Source organism: Dermabacter sp. HMSC06F07 (genome assembly GCF_001807345.1).
GTDB classification, from domain to species: Bacteria; Actinomycetota; Actinomycetes; order Actinomycetales; family Dermabacteraceae; genus Dermabacter; species Dermabacter hominis.
The window spans coordinates 497,008-516,204 of record NZ_KV788588.1; the positions used below are offsets into that span (position 1 = coordinate 497,008).

The 19,197-nt window shown below is 63.4% G+C and carries 15 protein-coding genes and 2 tRNA genes; 11 read left to right on the plus strand and 6 right to left on the minus strand.

Annotated features, from left to right (window positions below):
• The first annotated feature begins 45 nt into the window (after positions 1–45).
• The 3 genes from HMPREF3157_RS09345 to HMPREF3157_RS10955 all read left to right on the plus strand — a co-directional run bounded on the left by HMPREF3157_RS09345 (position 46) and on the right by HMPREF3157_RS10955 (position 4,727).
• Complete coding sequence (locus HMPREF3157_RS09345) at positions 46–3,768, plus strand: multifunctional oxoglutarate decarboxylase/oxoglutarate dehydrogenase thiamine pyrophosphate-binding subunit/dihydrolipoyllysine-residue succinyltransferase subunit (protein ID WP_070436197.1); 3,723 nt, start codon at positions 46–48, stop codon at positions 3,766–3,768.
• 112 nt (positions 3,769–3,880) lie between these two features.
• Positions 3,881–4,513 (plus strand): GDSL-type esterase/lipase family protein, encoded by a 633-nt coding sequence (locus HMPREF3157_RS09350; RefSeq protein ID WP_016664837.1) that lies wholly within the window; start codon positions 3,881–3,883, stop codon positions 4,511–4,513.
• A 139-nt stretch (positions 4,514–4,652) separates the two neighbouring features.
• Positions 4,653–4,727, plus strand: a complete 75-nt coding sequence (locus HMPREF3157_RS10955; RefSeq protein WP_369707162.1) for a 50S ribosomal protein bL37 — start codon at positions 4,653–4,655, stop codon at positions 4,725–4,727.
• Positions 4,728–4,810: 83 nt separating this feature from the next.
• Here HMPREF3157_RS10955 and HMPREF3157_RS09355 read toward each other — a convergent pair whose 3' ends face one another.
• Both HMPREF3157_RS09355 and HMPREF3157_RS09360 read right to left on the minus strand, forming a co-directional pair.
• Positions 4,811–5,137 carry a hypothetical protein gene (locus HMPREF3157_RS09355; RefSeq protein WP_070436198.1) on the minus strand — a complete coding sequence of 109 codons (327 nt, stop codon included), beginning with the start codon at positions 5,135–5,137 and terminating at the stop codon, positions 4,811–4,813.
• Positions 5,138–5,236: 99 nt separating this feature from the next.
• On the minus strand, positions 5,237–5,932 hold the full coding sequence (locus HMPREF3157_RS09360; protein WP_016664839.1) for a sigma-70 family RNA polymerase sigma factor: 696 nt from the start codon (positions 5,930–5,932) through the stop codon (positions 5,237–5,239).
• 98 nt (positions 5,933–6,030) lie between these two features.
• Between HMPREF3157_RS09360 and HMPREF3157_RS09365 the strand changes: the two genes are divergently transcribed.
• From HMPREF3157_RS09365 to HMPREF3157_RS09390, 6 genes are all read left to right on the plus strand, one after another.
• The gene (locus tag HMPREF3157_RS09365) at positions 6,031–6,600 is read left to right on the plus strand and encodes a DoxX family membrane protein (RefSeq protein WP_016664840.1); all 570 of its coding nucleotides are present in this window, start codon (positions 6,031–6,033) and stop codon (positions 6,598–6,600) included.
• A 14-nt stretch (positions 6,601–6,614) separates the two neighbouring features.
• Positions 6,615–7,943: a 3-phosphoshikimate 1-carboxyvinyltransferase gene (aroA, locus tag HMPREF3157_RS09370; protein ID WP_070436199.1), complete on the plus strand. Its 1,329-nt coding sequence runs from the start codon at positions 6,615–6,617 to the stop codon at positions 7,941–7,943.
• The gene (rsgA, locus tag HMPREF3157_RS09375; RefSeq protein WP_016664842.1) at positions 7,940–8,998 is read left to right on the plus strand and encodes a ribosome small subunit-dependent GTPase A; all 1,059 of its coding nucleotides are present in this window, start codon (positions 7,940–7,942) and stop codon (positions 8,996–8,998) included. Before aroA ends, rsgA begins: the two co-directional genes overlap by 4 nt.
• 30 nt (positions 8,999–9,028) lie before the next feature.
• The gene (locus HMPREF3157_RS09380; protein WP_016664843.1) at positions 9,029–9,820 is read left to right on the plus strand and encodes an inositol monophosphatase family protein; all 792 of its coding nucleotides are present in this window, start codon (positions 9,029–9,031) and stop codon (positions 9,818–9,820) included.
• A 97-nt stretch (positions 9,821–9,917) separates the two neighbouring features.
• Positions 9,918–11,138: a pyrophosphate--fructose-6-phosphate 1-phosphotransferase gene (locus HMPREF3157_RS09385; RefSeq protein WP_016664844.1), complete on the plus strand. Its 1,221-nt coding sequence runs from the start codon at positions 9,918–9,920 to the stop codon at positions 11,136–11,138.
• A gap of 95 nt (positions 11,139–11,233) precedes the next feature.
• Positions 11,234–12,001, plus strand: coding sequence for a C2 family cysteine protease (locus HMPREF3157_RS09390; protein WP_016664845.1), 768 nt, complete (start codon positions 11,234–11,236; stop codon positions 11,999–12,001).
• Positions 12,002–12,003: 2 nt separating this feature from the next.
• On the opposite strand, the gene HMPREF3157_RS09395 is transcribed toward HMPREF3157_RS09390, so the two are convergent.
• From HMPREF3157_RS09395 to HMPREF3157_RS09405, 3 genes are all read right to left on the minus strand, one after another.
• Entirely contained in the window at positions 12,004–13,653 is a 1,650-nt protein-coding gene (locus tag HMPREF3157_RS09395) for a polysaccharide deacetylase family protein (RefSeq protein ID WP_016664846.1), read from the minus strand.
• A gap of 295 nt (positions 13,654–13,948) precedes the next feature.
• Positions 13,949–14,025: transfer RNA gene (locus tag HMPREF3157_RS09400), tRNA-Met, on the minus strand.
• A gap of 104 nt (positions 14,026–14,129) precedes the next feature.
• Entirely contained in the window at positions 14,130–17,219 is a 3,090-nt protein-coding gene (locus HMPREF3157_RS09405) for a UPF0182 family membrane protein (RefSeq protein WP_034373697.1), read from the minus strand.
• Between the two features lie 98 nt (positions 17,220–17,317).
• On the opposite strand from HMPREF3157_RS09405, the gene HMPREF3157_RS09410 reads away from it, so the two are divergent.
• The gene (locus HMPREF3157_RS09410) at positions 17,318–17,860 is read left to right on the plus strand and encodes a hypothetical protein (protein WP_034373700.1); all 543 of its coding nucleotides are present in this window, start codon (positions 17,318–17,320) and stop codon (positions 17,858–17,860) included.
• A 76-nt stretch (positions 17,861–17,936) separates the two neighbouring features.
• On the opposite strand, the gene HMPREF3157_RS09415 is transcribed toward HMPREF3157_RS09410, so the two are convergent.
• Complete coding sequence (locus HMPREF3157_RS09415; RefSeq protein WP_016664849.1) at positions 17,937–18,488, minus strand: single-stranded DNA-binding protein; 552 nt, start codon at positions 18,486–18,488, stop codon at positions 17,937–17,939.
• 183 nt (positions 18,489–18,671) lie between these two features.
• On the opposite strand from HMPREF3157_RS09415, the gene HMPREF3157_RS09420 reads away from it, so the two are divergent.
• Positions 18,672–18,744 (plus strand) — tRNA-Arg (locus HMPREF3157_RS09420).
• Positions 18,745–19,197 lie beyond the last annotated feature (453 nt).

The following is a 19,197-nucleotide window of genomic DNA, read 5'->3' on the forward strand; positions in this document are numbered from 1 at the left end:
TCTTGGTCGTTAGAAGTTTTCTCACATCGGAAGAGGCGATGGTCTGTGCATGAGGCCCACGAACAAGCATCGGACGAATCCTTCGGGCCGAATCAATGGCTTGTCGACGAGCTGCGCGCGCAGTTCGAGAAGGACCCCCGAAGCGTCGACCCCACATGGGCCGCGTATTTCACGTCCCATCCGCGCACGGGCACAGACCCGGGCCCCGAGACCGCCGCAACGACAAAGGCTCACGAGCCTGCTGAGGCACGCCCGGTTGCCAAGCCCGAACCCGCCGAACGCTGCTCGCGTGAAAAAGAGTCGACGGTGACCCACAGCCACAGCGGAATCTCGTCAGCGTCGGACCGCCCCCGCAACCCGACCACCGAAATCCCCGCCCTCACCGCGTTCGAACCAACCGAACCCGAGCCGAGCCGAATGCGCGGGCCCGCCGCCGCGATCGTCAAGAACATGGACGAATCGCTCACGATTCCCACGGCAACGAGCGTGCGCGATATTCCCGTCAAGCTCATGTTCGACAACCGCGAGGTCATCAACGGACACCTGCGCCGCATGCGCGATGGCAAAGTGAGCTTCACGCACCTCATCGGCTACGCGATGGTCGAGGCGATCAGCGAAGTCCCCGACATGAACAACGGCTTTGAAATGCGGGACGGCAAGCCCACACTTCTCACGCGTGAAGACATCAACTTCGGCCTCGCGATCGATATTCGCAGGGCCGACGGTCGCCGTGGCCTCGTCGTGCCCAACATTAAAGGCGCCGGCCGCCTCTCGTTCCGGCAGTTCCGCAATGAATACGACAGGATCGTGAAACGTGCCCGCGCGGGCCAACTGACGATTGCCGACTTCGAGGACACGACGGTCTCGCTCACGAACCCCGGCGGCATCGGCACCGTCCACTCGGTGCCGCGCCTCATGAAGGGCCAGGGCGTGATCGTCGGCGTGGGCGCCATGAACTACCCGGCGGCGTTCCAGGGGGCGAGCCCCGAGACCCTCGCGCAGCTCGCCATCTCAAAGGTCATGACACTGACCTCGACCTACGACCACCGTGTGATTCAGGGTGCAACCTCCGGCGAGTTCCTCAAGGTCATGGCGACCAAGCTCATGGGCCTCGATGGTTTCTACGAGCGCATCTTCACATCGATGCGCGTGCCGTACGAGCCGATCCAATGGGTTCCCGACAACCCGCTCAAAGATTCCGAGCAGGAAAAGTTCGCGCACGTCATGGATCTCATCCACGCGTACCGTACGCGCGGGCATCTCGTCGCCGACATCGACCCTCTCCAATATCGCCAGCGGAAACACCCCGACCTCGACGTCTCTACCTACGGCCTCACGCTCTGGGACCTCGACCGCACATTCCCCACGCGCGGCTTCGGCGGAACCGACAGGGCAACCCTTCGCGACATCATCGAGAAGCTTCGCGATGCCTACTCGCGCACAACCGGGGTCGAGTACATGCACCTCACCGACCCCGAAGAACGACTCTGGTTCCAGGCGCAAATTGAGTGTCCTCGCGAGCCGTTCACGAAGCAAGAGCTCACGCACATCATGGATCGGCTCAACGCCGCCGAGGCCTTCGAGCAGTTCCTTCAAACGAAGTACGTGGGCCAGCGACGCTTCTCGCTCGAGGGTGGCGAAGCGATGATCCCGCTGCTCGACGCCATCATGTCGGGCGCTGCGCGCGCCGGGATGGACGAAGTGTGCATCGGCATGTCCCACCGCGGGCGTCTCAACGTCCTCGCAAATCTCGCGGGCAAAAGCCACGCGCAGATCTTCCAGGAGTTCGAAGGCACGGAGGATGCCGATGAACTCGGTTCGGGCGACGTCAAATACCACCTCGGCACCGAGGGCTCGTTCACGTCGTGGGACGGCCACAGCACGAAGGTGTACCTCGCCGCTAACCCGAGCCACCTCGAGGCCGTCAACCCCGTTCTCGAAGGGATCGTGCGCGCGAAGCAAGACCGCTCCACGAACCGCACGCTCGACTTCCCCATCCTGCCGATCCTCGTGCACGGCGACGCGGCGTTTGCCGGCCAGGGGGTCGTGACCGAAACGCTCAACCTTTCCGAGCTTCGCGGGTACCGCACGGGCGGCACGATTCACGTGGTGGTCAACAACCAAATCGGATTCACGACATCGCCGGATTCATCGCGCAGCTCGTTCTATTCGACCGATATCGCGAAGGGCACGCAGCTGCCGATTTTCCATGTCAACGGCGACGACCCCGAGGCCGTCGTGCGGGCTGCCGAAATCGCATTCGCGTACCGTCAGCGATTCCACCGCGACATCGTGATCGACATGGTGTGCTACCGCCGCCGCGGTCACAACGAGGGGGACGACCCGTCGATGACCCAGCCGCTCATGTACAAGATCATCGAAAACAAGCCGAGCGTACGCAATCTGTTCACGGCAACGCTGCTCGAGAGAGGCGACCTCTCCGACGACGAGCTTCAAGGCGTCGTCGAGAACTTCCACTCTCACCTCGAAAACGCTTTCGCCGGCTCCCGCGCGGGCGCCCGTGTGACGGGGGCGAGCGTTCGCGGGCTCGAGCTGCCCGATTCGCAACAGGCGAGCGAACCAGCGCACGAAGTGCCCGCGTTCGACACGGGCGTGAGTCGAGACATCCTCGAGAAGATCGCCGATGCCCACGCCGCCTACCCCGACGAGTTCACGCCGCACCCCAAGATCGCGCAGCTCGCGACCAGGCGTATCGCGATGAGCCGTCAAGGCGGCATTGATTGGGGCTTCGGAGAGATCCTCGCATTCGGCTCTCTCCTCGTCGAAGGTTGCTCGGTTCGCCTCGCCGGCCAGGATTCACGGCGCGGCACGTTTACCCAGCGCCATGCCGTGTTCATCGACGGTAAAACCCAGGACACGTGGACCCCGCTGCAGCACATCGACCGCCAGCAAGCAACGTTCAGCGTGTTCGATTCCTCGCTGAGCGAGTTCGCGGCCCTCGGATTCGAATACGGCTACTCGGTCGAAGCGCTCGATTCCCTCGTGCTCTGGGAGGCGCAGTTCGGCGACTTTGCGAACGGCGCCCAAACGATCATCGACGAGTTCATCGCAAGCAGCGAGCAAAAATGGGGTCAGCGTTCCGGCGTGACGCTCCTGCTCCCCCACGGGTATGAAGGCCAGGGCCCCGACCACAGCTCCGCGCGCCCCGAACGCCTCCTCCAACTGTGCGCCGAACAGAACATGCGCGTCGTCGCACCCTCAACGCCGGCGAACTACTTCCACTTGCTTCGCCGACAGGCGAAACGCCCCCGAAAGCGCCCCCTCATCGTTCTCACGCCCAAGTCGATGCTGAGGAACAAAGCCGCAGCGAGCAGCGTCGAAGAATTCACCTCCGGAACGTTCATGCCGGTGGTTCCCGACCGAGGCCGCAACGCCGAGAGCGTGACGCGCGTGCTGCTGTGTTCGGGCAAGATTTACTGGGAACTCGACAAGGAGCGAAAGAAGCGCGGCGATGAAACCACGGCAATCGTGCGCCTCGAGCAGCTCGCCCCGCTCCCGAGCGACGCGCTGCGCGACGCCCTCGCCCCATTCGGCGACGTCCCGCTCACGTGGGTCCAGGAGGAGCCACTCAATCAAGGCGCGTGGGGCCACCTCGCGATGAATCTTCCCCGCGACATTTCCGCGCGGCTGCATGTACTCGCACGCCCCGCCTCGGCGAGCCCCGCAGCGGGTACCATGAAGAGGCACCTTGTTGAGCAACGCGAACTTCTCGACCGCGCCTTTTCACAGGACACACTCGAGAGGTAGAGGGAATTCCCACTCGCGTAGGAGCGCCATCGGGTCGTGGGCAAGCGTCGGAACCCCGCCCCAAGGCCTCCACCGCCGCAACCGCCATCGAAGCCAACCGAAGGGACCGCACGTGACTTCTTCCCCCGCCCCAGCACAGCCGCGCGTTCGCGTCATCGCGCTTGGCGATGAAATGCTCGCCGGCGCCGGCGACCAACGCGCGATGGGATGGTTCACGCGCGCCCTCGCCCAGCACAACGGTTCGGGCGATCTCGTGGACTCCTACACCGCCGCGATCCCCGGCGAAACAACCGCGGAACTCGCACGGCGATGGGAAGCCGACGTCACTCGCCTGCTCGACACTCACAACACGGGCGAAAGCGATGACACGCAGCACCGCGTCGTGATCGCTCTCGGCCGCGCCGACCTCGACGCTGGCATTAGCATCGCGCGCTCGCGCCTCAATCTCGCAACGGTCCTCGACGGCCTCGGCCACCTTCGGATTCCCGTCTTCGTCGTAGGCCCTGCCCCCTCGAAGGACCGTGAACGCACCGACGCGATCCTGGAGCTTTCGCACGCTTTCCACGACGTGTGCGCACGCCGCCGCATCCCCTACGTGGACCCAGCGGCCGCGCTTGCCAACCACGATCAATTCCTCGCCGATGTCGCGCGCTCGCCGCGCGATTTGCCGTCGCAAACCGGATACGGGCTCATTACGTGGCTCGTGCTTCACGGCGAATTCTCGGAATTTCTCGCGGCGCAGTAGGCATCAACCCCGCGTGATGTTGATCCCCTCGCGGCATGACCCCCGCGGTCACGCGCGTGAAGTGTGAGACAATACCGGGGTTGCCTTCGCACCTGATGTGCGGGCAGTGACTCACGAATCGAACGAGAAGGAGAGTGCCATGAGCAAGCGCGGACGCAAGCGCAAGTCGCGTAGGAAGAACAACGCGAACCACGGTAAGCGCCCCGGCGCCTGAGCAACGCGCTCGGCACGCGAATCCGTAAAACGCCCGGCTGACATCGTCAGCCGGGCGTTTCTTCGATGATGGTGGCGAAGCAGTCAGCCGCGCGCGGGACCCTCACTCGTGCGGGTCACGGCGATCGATTCACTGCGCACGGTGCCGTCGGGCCCATAGCTCACGCGCACCTCGCGATAGGTGAGGGTGCGCGCCGAACCACGCACGCGCTCGCGAAGTTCTTCGGAGGCATGACCCGCGCATGACGCGCGCAAAAGCTGGCGAACAAGTCGCGCCTGCTCGATTTCTCGCGCACATGCGGCGCACTCTCCAAGGTGGCTTTCGAGTTCAACCGCTTCGGCGTCGCTCAGCCGCCCGGTGAGGGCGCGATCGACCCGATCCATGAGGCGCTCAAGCGCTGGATCACCCACGAGTAGCCCCTTCCGTTGGTCTCAGCCCTGCCGACTCGGTGCCGCGTCTCGCGGCGTTTGCACGGACACTGAACGCCTCACGTGCACCTTTTATTCCCTTCACGCTTGCGTCTCCTCGGCCGCGGCGGAATCGGCATCGCGCAAATAGCCGCGCTCGCGCGCGTACTGCTCGAGCGAAGCGCGCAGGAGCCCGCGCCCCCGGTGGATACGCGACATCACGGTGCCGATCGGCGTGCCCATGATCTCGGCGATTTCCTTGTATGAGAATCCCTCGACATCCGCAAGGTAGACCGCTTCGCGGTAGTCGTCACGGAGGTCGTTCAGCGCGTCTTGAATATCGCCTTCGGGAAGAAGCGCGAGTGCTTCGGCTTCAGCGCTGCGAAGCCCCGTGCTGTCGTGAGAGGCCGCGCGGGCAAGCTGCCAATCTTCAACTTGCTCGCCTCCGGACTCCTTGGGGCGGCGCTGCGCTTTGCGGTACGACGAGATGAAGGCGTTGTGCATGATGCGGAAAAGCCAGGCGCGCATGTTCGTACCCGCCTTGAAGCTCGTGGAAGCGCGAAATGCCCGGACGTAGGTATCTTGAACCAGGTCCTCGGCGTCGTGCTGATGCCGCGTGAGGCGAAGCGCACCCGAATACAGTGCATCGATGTGGCTGAGCGCCTCGTGCTCAAATTCCTCGGGGCTGAGCGTCGTGGGTGACTCGGTGTCCGCCTGTGCTGCGGCAGCCTGTCCATCGCGCTCCACAGCACCCTCCACATCGTTCCCCGGATCGGGGAACTTCTCGTTCTCGCTCATCGCTTCGACTCTACGCTGTTCAGGTGGGAGTTTCATGCGGTGCGGTAGTCTTGGCGTGTTCCGATTCGCATGGCTTTACTAAGGAAGCTGAGGAAAGCATGTCCCTCGTTCGCCGCATCGCACGTCCCCTTCTCGCCGCACCGTTCATCTTCGAGGGTGTGCAGACCGCCATCCGCCCGGATCGCGTTCTCGATGCTCTTCCCATAACGATCGCCGACATCGACGAGCAGGTCTCCAAGAGCCCGCTCCCGACCGACGCCGAAACGATTCTTCGCGCCGCCGGTGGCCTTGCCGCTGTCGCTGGCGCTGCCTTCGCGCTCAACAAGAAGCCGCGCCTTGCCTCCGCCACCCTCCTTCTCACCACCACGGTCGGCCTCGCAGGCCGCAAGCGTGTCTGGGAGCTCAAGGGCACCGAGCGCACCGAGGAGCTGCGTGCGATCGCCGGCGACCTTGGTCTCCTCGGTGGCATTCTCCTCGCCGCTGTCGACACCGACGGTAAGCCCTCGCTCGCCTACCGCGTTGACAAGGCCATCGAGCGCGCCCAGAAGTCCGCCGCCGAAAAGCAGCGCGAGCTCGAAAAGGCCGCTAAGAAGAACAAGAAGAAGTCGTCGAAGAGCCTCGACGAGCTCGACCGCACGCTCGCGAAGAAGATCAAGAGCGCTGCCTGAGTTCGAGGTTTTTCGTGTCTGACGTTCAGTGGACGGCGCCCGTTGCCCACGGGCCCGTCGACGCTCACGTCAGCATTCCCGGCTCGAAGTCCCTCACGAATAGGTGGCTTGTGCTCGCCTCTCTCGCGAGCACACCCACCGCGCTCGTGGGGGCACTTGCGTCTCGCGATTCACACCTCATGATCGAGGCGCTCGAGGCGCTCGGCGGGAATGTGCGCAAAAGCGATCGCACGCTCGTCGTGGAGCCGCTCATGCCCGGTGCGCCGAACATCGATGACGAGGCGCCACTCGAGATTCACTGCGGCCTTGCGGGAACGGTCATGCGTTTCGTGCCGCCGCTTGCCGTGCTCGCGGGCCGGCCTGTGACGTTCACGGGCGATGAAGGCGCGCTCCTGCGCCCCATGGCAGCGCTTCTCAATGCGCTTCGCCAGCAGGGCGTCGAGGTGACATGCCACGGCCAGGAAGGATTCTTGCCCTTCACGGTGCACGGCAACGGCCTTCGCGGCGGCACGGTGACGATCGATGCGAGCGGCTCGAGCCAGTTCGTCTCTGCTCTCCTTCTCACAGCCGTCCGCGCCGATTCCCCCCTCACCATTCGCCATGTCGGCGAGCGCCTCCCCTCACTCCCCCATATCGAGATGACCCTCGCACTCCTTCGCGAGTGCGGTATCGATGCTCGCCACGAGGTCACGGATGGTCACCACGAATGGACCGTCACACCAGGAGAGTTGCGCCTGCCCGATCCGGTTACCGTTGAGCCCGATCTTTCCAACGCGGGCCCGTTCATCGCCGCGGCCCTCGTTGCCGGCGGCACCATCTCGATTGAGAATTGGCCGAAACTGACGACCCAACCGGGAGATGAATTCCGAAGGATCCTCCCCCTCATGGGCGCGCGCGTCGAGCGCATCGGGCCGGACGTCGAGTTTTCGGGCACGGGTCCCCTGCGCGGGATCGATATTGACCTGGCGGCCGTCGGCGAGCTCACCCCCACCATCGCGGCCCTCGCCGCTCTCGCCGACACTCCGAGTCGCCTTTCCGGGATCGGGCACCTGCGCGGCCACGAGACGGACCGCGTCCACGCCCTCGCCGTCGAGCTCACAAAACTTGGCGCGCGCGTTCACGAGGGCGAGGATTTCCTCGAGATCACGCCGGGCCCCATGACGGGCACCGTTTTCGAAACCTACGAGGACCACCGCATGGCAACCGCCGCCGCGATCATCGGGCTGCGCGTTCCCGGCATCCGGGTCGTAAACGTCGACACGACGAACAAGACCCTTCCCGACTTCGTGGGAATGTGGACCTCAATGCTGCACATGGAAAACCCCGCGGGGAACACGTGGTGAGGCGCGCAGGAAATCTCACAAACTACGAGGATTTTGATGAATCCTCGGTGCGTTCGCGCCCCAATCGTCGCGGCTCCAGACCCCGCACGAAGGAACGCCCCACCTATGCCGACGCCATCACCGCGCGTGTCGTGGGAGTCGACCGTGGCCGCTGGCGCACCATCGCTGAGGAAGGCACCGCGAACGAACGCGCAGTGACCGCCATGCGCGCCCGTGCCCTCGGACGCACCCCCATCGTGCCCGGCGACCTCGTGCGTCTCACGGGCGATACCTCCGGGCGCACCGACACGATCGCCCGCATCGTCGAGGTTGGCGAACGCACAAGCTTCCTGCGCCGAAGCGCCGACGATGACGACGCGAGCGAGCGCCCCCTCGTCGCTAACGCAGACACTCTCGTAATCGTGACGGCCCTCGCGAACCCCGAACCGCGCGGAGGCATGATCGACCGCTGCCTCGTCGCTGCCTATGTCGCGGGTATCACGCCACTGCTGTGCCTCACGAAAGCCGACCTCGCTGACCCCGCGACGTTCCTCGAAAGGTACGCTCCACTCGGCATCGACCACCTCACCACTCACATGAATGCCGACGGCAGCATCGCCGGTATCGACGCGCTACGCGAACGCCTCAGCGGGCATCTGAGCGTACTCGTGGGCCACTCGGGGGTCGGCAAATCGACGCTTATCAACGCGCTCGTGCCGGGCACCGACCGCGCAACGGGCCACGTCAACGCCGTCACGGGCCGCGGGCGCCACACCTCAAGTTCCGCCCTCGCGTTGCGCCTTCCGAGCAGCGACGGCTGGGTGATCGACACGCCCGGGGTACGCTCGTTCGGCCTTGGCCACGTGAGCCCCGAAGAACTCGAATCCGCATTCGAGGACCTCGCTCCCCTCATGGACGAGTGCCCGCGCGGCTGCACCCACATCAGTGCCGACGAGGGCTGCGCCCTCGATGCACTCGTCGCCGACGGGCGCGCGGGAAGCGCCGGCCCCGCCCGACTCGCCAGTTTCAGGCGCCTCAACTCGACGCTGCGCACCAATGACCCCTGGGCCCTGTAGCTGCCCACCCGAGCGAAGGAGAAACCACGTATGGCCTCGGCACACCAGGACGATATCCGCCTTGCCCACGTTCTCGCCGACTCCGTCGACCAGCTCACGATGTCGCGTTTCAAGTCTGAAGACCTCACGCGCGAGCGCAAGGACGACAACTCGATCGTGACCGATGCCGATCGAGCAGCGGAAGAACTCATTCGCGCTCAACTTTCTCGTACCCGCAGCCGCGACCAGGTCATCGGCGAAGAGTTCGGCTCGCAGGGCGAGAGCAACCGAAAGTGGATCATCGACCCCATCGACGGCACCGCGAACTTCGCGCGCGGCGTTCCCGTGTGGGCTACGCTCATCGCCCTCGAGGAAGACGGCGAGGTCGTCGTGGGCGTCGTGTCAGCGCCCGCACTGAATCGGCGGTGGTGGGCAGCCGTCGGAGCCGGGGCCTTCACGGGCCCGCGCCTGTCTGCCGCCCAGCGCCTTCATGTTTCGTCCACCGAGCATCTCGAGCAAGCCGTGCTGTCCTACGGGAGCCTCGAGGGCTGGGCGCGCGCCGGGAAACTCCGCGAGTTCGTGAACCTCCTTCAGAGAGTCGAACGCACCCGCGGATTTGGCGATTTTTGGAGCTACATGCTCCTTGCCGAGGGGGGAATTGACGCCGCGATCGAACCCTCCCTCAAGCTCCACGACATGGCGGCTCTCGTGCCGATCATTAGCGAAGCAGACGGTCGCTTTACCGATCTTGACGGTACAGACGGCCCCTACGGGGCGAGTGCAATCGCGAGTAACGGGCCACTTCACGGCGCGATCCTCGAGGCTCTGCAGTCCTCTCGCTAGGCTTCTGCCTCGGCAGACGCGAAGGAGAAAACTGTAGAATAGTGGCGCACACGTGCGGCGTTTTCGCCGCGCACCACACCACCTGGGAAGGACCCTCATGAGCGTCAAGCGCGTTGCTCTCCTGACCGCGGGCGGTTACGCCCCGTGCCTCTCGTCCGCCGTCGGCGGCCTGATCGAGCGCTATAACGAGCTGAACCCCGAGATCGAGATCATCGCCTACAAGCACGGCTACTGGGGTCTGCTCTCCGGCGAAAAGATCGTCATCGACGATGAGGCCCGCAAGAACGCGCACCTCCTGCACAACTACGGCGGATCGCCCATTGGCAACTCGCGCGTGAAGCTCACAAACACGAAGAACCTCGTCGAGCGCGGCCTCATCAAGGAGGGCGAGAACGCTCTCGAGGTCGCTGCGAACAAGCTCAAGGCTGACGGCGTTGACGTGCTCCACACGATCGGTGGCGATGACACGAACACGACTGCCGCCGACCTCGCGAAGTACCTCGCCGACAACAACTACCCGCTCCAGGTCGTGGGTCTGCCGAAGACGATCGACAACGACATCGTTCCGATCCGCCAGTCGCTCGGTGCTCGCACCGCCGCGGAGCAGACCTCCCTCTTCGCGCAGAACATTATTGCGGAGAACGGCTCGAACCCGCGCATGCTCATCATCCACGAGATTATGGGCCGCGCATGCGGCTACCTCACGGCGGAGGCCGCACGCTACTACCAGGATTGGCATTCGAAGCAGCAGTGGCTGCCGTCGATCGGTCACGATGAGCGTCGGTGGGATGTCCACGCCGTGTTCCTGCCCGAGCTTGCTCTCGATATCGAGGGTGAGGCGGGGCGCCTCAAGAAGGTTATGGACGAGGTCGGTTGCGTCAATATCTTCCTCTCGGAGGGTGCCGGTATCCCCGAGATCATCGCCGAGCTCGAAGCCAAGGGCGAGGAGGTCGAGCGCGATCCGTTCGGCCACGTGAAGCTCGACAAGATCAACCCCGGCCAGTGGTTCGCGAAGCAGTTCGCGGAGCGCCTCGGTGCCGAGAAGGTCATGGTGCAAAAGTCCGGTTACTTCGCTCGCTCTGCGAAAGCTAACGCTGATGACCTGCGCCTCATCAAGTCGATGACCGACCTCGCCGTGCAGGTCGCCCTTGAGGGCGGCACCGGCGTGATCGGCCACGACGAAGAAAAGGGCGACCAGCTTCGCGCGATCGAGTTCGAGCGCATCGCCGGTCACAAGGCTTTTGACGTGGACCAGGAATGGTTCGCTGGCGTTCTCGAGCGCACGGGCCAGAAGCTCGTGAAGGCCGAGAAGCACTGATTTCTCCGTTAGGCGGGATGATCGCCTGAGAGGCCCGGGCACGTGCGTTTTGCGCTCGTGCCCGGGTTTTATTAACTGCGAAAGGGGTCCGACGCTTGATTCGCCACACGCTGACCGCACTCTTCCCGCCGCATGCACGCGAGAGTGGGGAGCCGCCGCTGGGGCCGCACGCTGATCACTACGAGGCTTGGAGCGGCGTCCTGAGTTTCTCGCGGCGGCCGCGCCAGGGTGCCCTGGGCGATTGCTGGCTCATGGCGCCGATGCTCGCAATTCACGCGCTCGATCCCGAGTTTTTTGCGAACGCCATCAAGGTTCAGCCTGGGTCACCCAAAGCCCTCGCGCGTGTGTTCGTGGAAGGTGCCCCGGCGTGGCGCAGCGTAAATATGCGTTTTCCTGCCACCGAACGTGGCCACTTCGCCTACGCGACAGAAGAAGGGGGCGGCCCCGGCTGGCCCGGAATTCTCGAGAAGGCGTGCGCAGCGGAGTTCGCGGGATCATACGCGTGGATTGCGCGGGGCTTTGCGAAATGGGGGTTTCCCGCGCTTAGCGGCGTGCGCGCCTCGACGCGTCTCACGCTTCCCTCCCCCGGCGAGGTTGAAGACCTTCTCGCCAAGAGGCGGCCCATCGTCGCCTCCACCCACATGTTCTCCCCCGCGCTGTCACGCAAGCGGCAGTCGGGAGCTATTCCGCCGATGCACGTCATGGCGGTTGTGGGTGCGAAGCCTAATACCGGCGAGATCGTGCTGCGTAATCCGTGGCGCCCGGGTGCCTGGGTCACGCTCAACAAGCGAGAGTTCCGCCGCGCGTTCCTCTCAGTCGACGTGCTTGACCAGCCACTCGGGCGCTCACGCAAAGGCTCGTAGGGTCAGCCCTTACAGTTGAAGCCGTTCTGCTTCTTGCCGGTGCCGGAGCAGTAGGCGTGTCCGGCCTCGAGACCTCCCGTGTTCAGCGTCAGCTCGCTGACTGTCACGGGGATGTAGCCGGCGTCAGTGATCTGGCTGAGGATCTGCTCTGCCGCGTCCACGGTTGAATCGTGAATATCGTGCATGAGAGCGATCGGCTCGGCGTAGGCGTTTGCACCCTCGACGGCTGCCGCGATCGTTTTTGCCGTGTCTTTCGTTTTCCAGTCGAGAGTGTCGACGTCCCACTGCACGATCGCCATGCCGCGAGCGGCAACAATCTCATCCACGGTTTCGTTGTGGCTGCCATACGGCGGGCGGAACAGAAGCGGCTCGAAGCCCGTGGTCTCCGCGAGAAGATCAGAGTTCTCGTTGACTTCCTTCTCCACGCGCTCGCGCGACTTGCGCTTGAGGTCGGGGTGGGTCACGGAGTGGTTGCCTAGCTCAAAGCCCGCTGCCGCGACCATGAGAGTCGTCTTGCGGTGCTCTTTGATGCTGTTGCCCATTTCGAAGAACGTCGTTGCCGCTTTCGCTTTCTTGTAGACGTCAAGGAGCTCGGGAGTACGGGCACCGGGGCCGTCATCGTAGGTCAGAGCGACGCAGTGCTCGAGGAACACGTCGTAGCCGATAGCGGTGGTCGGGCGCACCGCCCCACCGGGAGTGGGCGTCGGTACCTCAGTCGAGGCGCCTTCAGCTTCGGCGCCGTCGGACTGCCCACCATCCGATGCCGCGGGGCTCGCCGCTTCGGAACCGTCCGACGGCCGGTTCGGCGAGTCGATCGGCTTCGCAACATGGCGCTTAGGCGTGAAGTGTTCGAGTTCTTCGCTCGGCTCACCCGTGAATTTCGCGGGCTTTGCGCTCGCGTCCTTCGCGAGCTTTCCGAGATCAGAAAGGAACGGTTCCGCGTCGACGACGAGCCGTGCCGGGGCCTCACCGGCCGCTCCCGTACGGAACGCGAGCACGAGTTTGCCCTCGGGATTGAATGCCATCGCCGGGCCATTGCCGTACGGGGCACTCTTGTCAATGAGAGCTTTATCGACGGCCGAGGCATCAACCTTGGCCTTGCCTGCGGCATCGTGGACGGCTTTCGCAAACTCGCCCCACTTCGCGGCCTCGATAAGCGCGGCTGGGGCAAACGACTGCTTCTTTCGTGCGTCGTACCAGATCGAGCAGGGCACATCCGTCTCGTCGCCGAGGCTCCCCACAACCGCGACGCCCACGACGTCCTGAGCGGCGGCGAGAATCGTAGCCTTGATCTCGACCTTCTCGATGTCGCCCCAGTGCGCCTCGCGCAGCAGACGGTTGCGGACGACCTCGGTCGCCTGGGTCAAATTGCGTGCCTTCGGAAAGCGCGGGGTCGTGACGGTCTTGCCTTCGGCTTCGGGGTTGAGCGTGACGTCAACCGTTTCGAGGAGCGAGGCATCTGCGCTCGTCCACTCGGCCGACGGTTCGGGACTCGTACTCGGTGACTGCACGCCACCCTTGCCAGAGGCCTTACCGCCGCTCTTTCCATCCCCTGCATTCGAGCAGGCAGCGAGGCCGGCGACGGCACCAGCTGAAAGCCCGGCGAGAGCGGTGCGGCGGCGAATAGGACGGGTTTCAAGAAGCGGCGACACGATTCTTCCTTCGTCGAAAGTATTGGAAAGCGAGTACTCGCACGAACCTGCACAGCTAAATAACATGGTCCGCACGCGCCTCGCCGCCCACGAGTGTACTCCCCTGCAATTCACGAACCCTCACGCCCACGCGCATCGCGAGCCCGGATAGTTCCCGGAGTCCGCCAGTCCCCGCGAACATTGGAAACCTCGGGGTCGAGCCGCCGCTCGGCGCGCGGTGGCGCCGTTCTGCTCTCCGTAAAGAGATCGGCATAAAAAGAGGCCCTCGCCAGTCAATGCTGGCGAGGGCCTCTACTGGTAGCGGGGGCAGGATTTGAACCTACGACCTCCGGGTTATGAGCCCGGCGAGCTACCGAACTGCTCCACCCCGCGTCGGTGATCTCTAACTTAGTAGGCCTCCACCGCGGAGTCTAGTTTTGAGCGCGCAAACGTTTCGTAGTTCACGTTCACGCCCCGTTTACACTCCCGTTTCCTCTCTAATTCCCGCCATTGGAGAGCTGGGCGTTTGCCGCATCGGCGCGCTCAATGGCGTCTTTCAGCCGCTTCTGCGCCTCGCCGTATTTCGCCCAATCACCCTGAGCACGCGCAGTCTCGGCGTCCTTCCATGCGGCATCCAGATCCTTGAGCGCAGCGTCAAGATCTGCCTTCGGGTCACCCGAGCCTTCAGCCGGCGCCGGTGATGCCGGGGCATCGCTCGGACTGGGGCTCGGCTCAGGGCTTGGCGATGGTGACGGTTTTCCGTCGTTGCCGCCCTTAGCCGGATCCGAGACCGCGTCTTCGACGGCTTTAGCCTCGCCCGTCGTGGGGACCTCGGCGTCGCCTGCACTCGCGCCCGAATCGCCGCCAAAGACGGCATCGAGCGCCTCGTCGAGCGTGTCAGCGTAGCCCACCTTGTCACCGAAACTCACGAGCACCTTGCGCAGCAGCGGATACGAGGTGCCGCCACCTGCACTCGAGCTCATGACGTACACCGGTTGGACATACAGCAGACCGCCGCCAACGGGGAGCGTAAGCAGGTTGCCGTTGATGACCTTCGAGTTGCCTTGCCGCAAGAGGTTCAGCTCATTCGAGACCTGCGGGTTGGAGTTGAACGTGTTTTGCACCTGGCGCGGGGCACTCACCGGGTTCGAGCTCGGGAGCACGAGGAGCGTGAGCTTGCCGTAGTCCTTCGCGGGATTGCCCGCCTCCGTCCCCGTCTCGGAATTGACAGCGAGCAGGCCCGTGAGAACATCCTGGCCGGATTCGGGGATATAGCTCGAGGAGAGCGTGAACTGTGGCGCGCTCTCGTCGGGCATCTGCATCGTGAGGTAGTGCGGGGCTTGAAGCGGTGCCGAGCCACTTTCGCTATCGCGCGCCTGGGTGGGGTCCGGGGTGGTCTGCCAGAAGTCCTGACCCACGTAAAAATCCTCGGCTTTGTCGATGTGGTACTTACCGAGAATCGAGCGCTGCACCTTGAAGTAATCTGCCGGGTAGCGAAGGTGGCTCATGAGTTCACCGGAGATGTCGCTCGAGGGCTTGACGGACTCCGGGAAGGACTTCTCCCACGCCTTGAGGATGGGGTCTTCCGTGTCCCAGGCATACAGGGTCACGCTGCCATCGAAGGCGTCGACTGTGGCCTTCACCGAGTTACGCATGTAATTCACGCGCCGCTCACGAAGACCGGCCGTATCGGCGCCGTTGACCTTCGAGTCGGTCACGACCGCATCGAAATTGGTGGCCTGTGCGTACGGGTAGCGATCGCTCGTCGTGTAGGCATCGATGACCCACTTGAGCTTGCCGTCCACGACTGCCGGGTACATCTCGGTGTCGAGCGACAGGAACGGCGCAACTGTTTTCACGCGCTGCTGCGGGTCACGATCGTAGAGGATCTGCGACTTCTCGTTCACGTAGCTCGAGATCAGGATGTTGAACTCGCGGAACTTAATGGCAAACAGCATTCGGTTAAAGAAGTTGCCGACACTCGGGCCACCGTTACCGGTGTAGGTGTTCGAGACCTGGCTGCCCTGATCATCGCCATCTGTTCCGGACTGGTAGTCGAACTCCTGAGGATCGGCGCCTTCGGGGGCACCGACGATCGAGTAGCTCGGCGAATGCCGCCCGAAGTACACGCGCTCTTGGAAGTCGCCAAGCTTGCCCGAGCCGGGAACACCGGACTGATAGAAGGCGGGCTCACCATCGGTGCGCCGCTGATTACCGTAGGCCGCAGCAACCCCGAATCCGTGGGTGTACACGACGTGCTGATTCACCCACGACTGCGAGGAGAGCTCAAGCTTGTCGGGCCGTAGCTCGCGCACGCCGATCACGGTGTCTTGTTTCTGTCCGTCGATGTCGTAGCGGTCCACGCTCAGTGTCTCTTCGAAGCCCCAGTAGCGTCGATTCGCCTCGCGCTGGCCGAATGTTGGCGACACCACCGCGGGATCAAGAAGTCGGATCTGCGCCGTCGTCGCGGCATCCTCGCGCAGCTGACCCGACGTTGCCGTCGACTTTGCACGATAGGAAACCTCGTTGACGTCTTCGAGACCATACGCTGCTCGCGTGGCAGCCATGTTCTCTTCGATGAACGGCTTTTCGAGATTGCGCTCGTTCGGCTCCACCTTGAAGGTCTGGATGAGGTAGGGGTAGACCATTCCCACCGCGACCGTCGAAAGCACGATGAGGCCCGCCGCGGCAGCGGGAAGTTTCCAGTTGCCCTTGAGGATCCACGCGAGCAGAAGGAGCGCGACGATAATCGCCGAAATCGCGAGAATCGTTTTCCCCGGGATCAGTGCGTGGACGTCGGTGTATGCCGCGCCATCAAACTTCTCGTGCGAGGCAGTGAGGGCCGCATACCGTTCGAACCAGTGCTGGGCCGCAAGCACAAGCATGTACGCCATCGCGATGATACCCACGTGCGTGCGCGCTGCGCGAGTAAGTTTGAGGCCCTTTTTCTGATCCCACTCGATGCCGCCGTAGATGAAGTGCCCGAGGACAGCGGCGAACGCGCTCGCGAGAATCACGAAGTTGACGAGCCCGAGCGCCGTCTCGATCACGGGAAGGGTGAACACGTAAAACGCAATGTCTTTATGGAAAACCGGATCGGTTTTCCCAAACGGCTCCTGGTTGAGCATGAGCAAGATCTCTTGCCACTGCCGCGTAAGGGTGAGTCCACCAAAAATCCCGAGAATCACCGGGGCAGCAATCGTGATGAGCTTGCGAAGCGGCTCGACCGCGTCGCGGAACCCCGCGATCGCGATGTCTTCACGGGTGACGGGCACGATCTGCGGCCTGTACTTGTGGCTCACCCACAGGCATACGAAAATCGGGGCGGCAACGGCCACGAGCCCCACGAGGAACAAGATCCCCTCCGTGACCCACTTCTTCACGAGGAAGTCGTTGAAGCCGAGCTGGTCGAACCACATGTAGCTCGTCGCAACCTCAGCGAACCATGCAAACGCCACGATCAGCGCAACGATAACGACGAGTGTGATCGTGAGCGGCGAAACTTTCTTCGCGCCCTTCTTACTCGCAGAACCCGCGGGCCTTGGACCTGGCTGGGCAGCACCGGCAAAAGGATTCGTAAAACTCAACGGCGACCTCGGCTCACATCGTGGGGAACTATCGTGGGAGGAGTACTCACCCCGCCTAGAGGCAAGTGCCACTATTGTCGCAGTAAGGAGCAAGCGCTGTGCATTCAGAAACGCGAGACCTCAACTTGAGCGAAACCGAAGGGGCCCTCGCGGCCGCGGTACTCGAGCTCGTTCGCCACACGCGCGAACAGGATTCCCCGGGACCCGAACACATCGCGCGCTTCGCCCTCTTCAGCACCGAAGCTCTTCTCGAGGAACGCCCCGAGCTTTCTCGCCTTCTCCCGCAAGAAACGCTCGACCTCGCCAGCGGCGACCCCCACCATCTCACGAGCATCGAGACCGGAACACAGCATGGCGATGTCGCCGACGAACTCGAACACGCGCTCTGGCCCGAAGGCTGCGCGGGCGGCTACATTCAAGCCCGCATCCGCGGCGCGATCGATGGCGCGCCCGGCGCATCTCCCGCCCCCGTGTTCGTCGCCGCGGGCGCCTTGAACACGGGCGAAACGTTCAGCGCGGTCGCACGTGAAGGCGAGGATCTCCGCGTTGGCCGCGACCTGATCCCCGAACTCGTCGCGGCACTCTGCGCGAGCCTCGGCATTGACTCACCGAATGCTCGCGCCGCAGCGCAAACCGAGTAAACGCGCGAAGCGAGCAAGCGTCGGACCCCGCACCCCCCATAAGCGCACGTGCGGAAGCCGACGCTCCACTCCACGTTCAGGCGTAGCTGGGTTCCTCCACCTCGGTGAGCGCCTCGAGATCGCTCTCACTGAGTTCCCCCTCAACGCCTGCATGGCTCTCCAGTCGAGCATGCACCGTTTCATTCTCCCCGGCCTCAGCAGCCTCATCTTCGGCATCGGGTGAAGTGGTGCGAACCTCACCGGTGTTCTCATCCACCCACGACGGCGCACTTTTCGCGTACTGCGCGGTTCCGTAGGTGAGGTCGATAGCGACGTGATCGGCGTGCATGAGAAGCTCCGTGCGAGTGTTGCCGTCGCGGTCCTCCCACGTCTGCGTCACGAGACGGCCCGTGCACAGGAGTGGCTGGCCACGCTTCACCGATAGCACAACGTTGTTCGCAAGCGATTCGCGCCGCACCTGCACGCGCACGTATTCAGGCTTACGTTCCTTCCATTCCTTCGCCTGCACGTCGTAGTACCGATCATTGACGGCGACGGTCACGGACGTGCGGCAGCCGCCGCCGTCAAACTTGAAGATTGTGGCATCCGCGGTCGCGTTGCCCTGGATGGTTGTGACGATTGCGTTCATTGAAGTTCCCCCTGGGATCGGTCGCCGCCCGGTGCGGCGCTCACTCACGAGAATGCCGAGCACGGCGCCCACACAAAAGCTCCCCTCCCCTGCTTGTGGATACATCGAGGCTGTGCGGCCTGCGCCACCGCTCATTCGGCCCCGGAGCCCTATCCCGGTACACTGGATCCGCCCACGCGGCATGCCTCCATAGCTCAATGGATAGAGCAACGGCCTTCTAATCCGTAGGTTGCAGGTTCGAGTCCTGCTGGGGGCGCGGAATTTCCTTCACCTCATTAAACCGACTCAAGTAGCAGCGCCTGAATGCAAAAAATATTGGTCAACATTCAGCATGTCGACAATTTTCATGGAATTGAGGCTCACGGTGAGGCTGGCATTAACTATCTTGTAGAGCGTGACCAAATTAGGCAGAACGCATTTTTGCCGACATTCCCACGCTGACAAGAATCAAATTCACAATCATCAAACTTGGTACGCGCACTGGCCAACAAATTGCAAGACCCGACCTAAAAACTATGAGGCACACAGAGTCTGCAATGGTGGCCGCGAAACTCTGACCCCAAAGCGAGCCTCCGGTGCGAGATGTAGAAACGCACCCCATTGCCATCACGAGCGAGATCAAGGGCACACTGAACGTCACCATAAAGAAAGATGAAAAGTTGCCCCCTCAGTAGATATGACTAAAACACGGTCAGACTCCTTGCAAGGC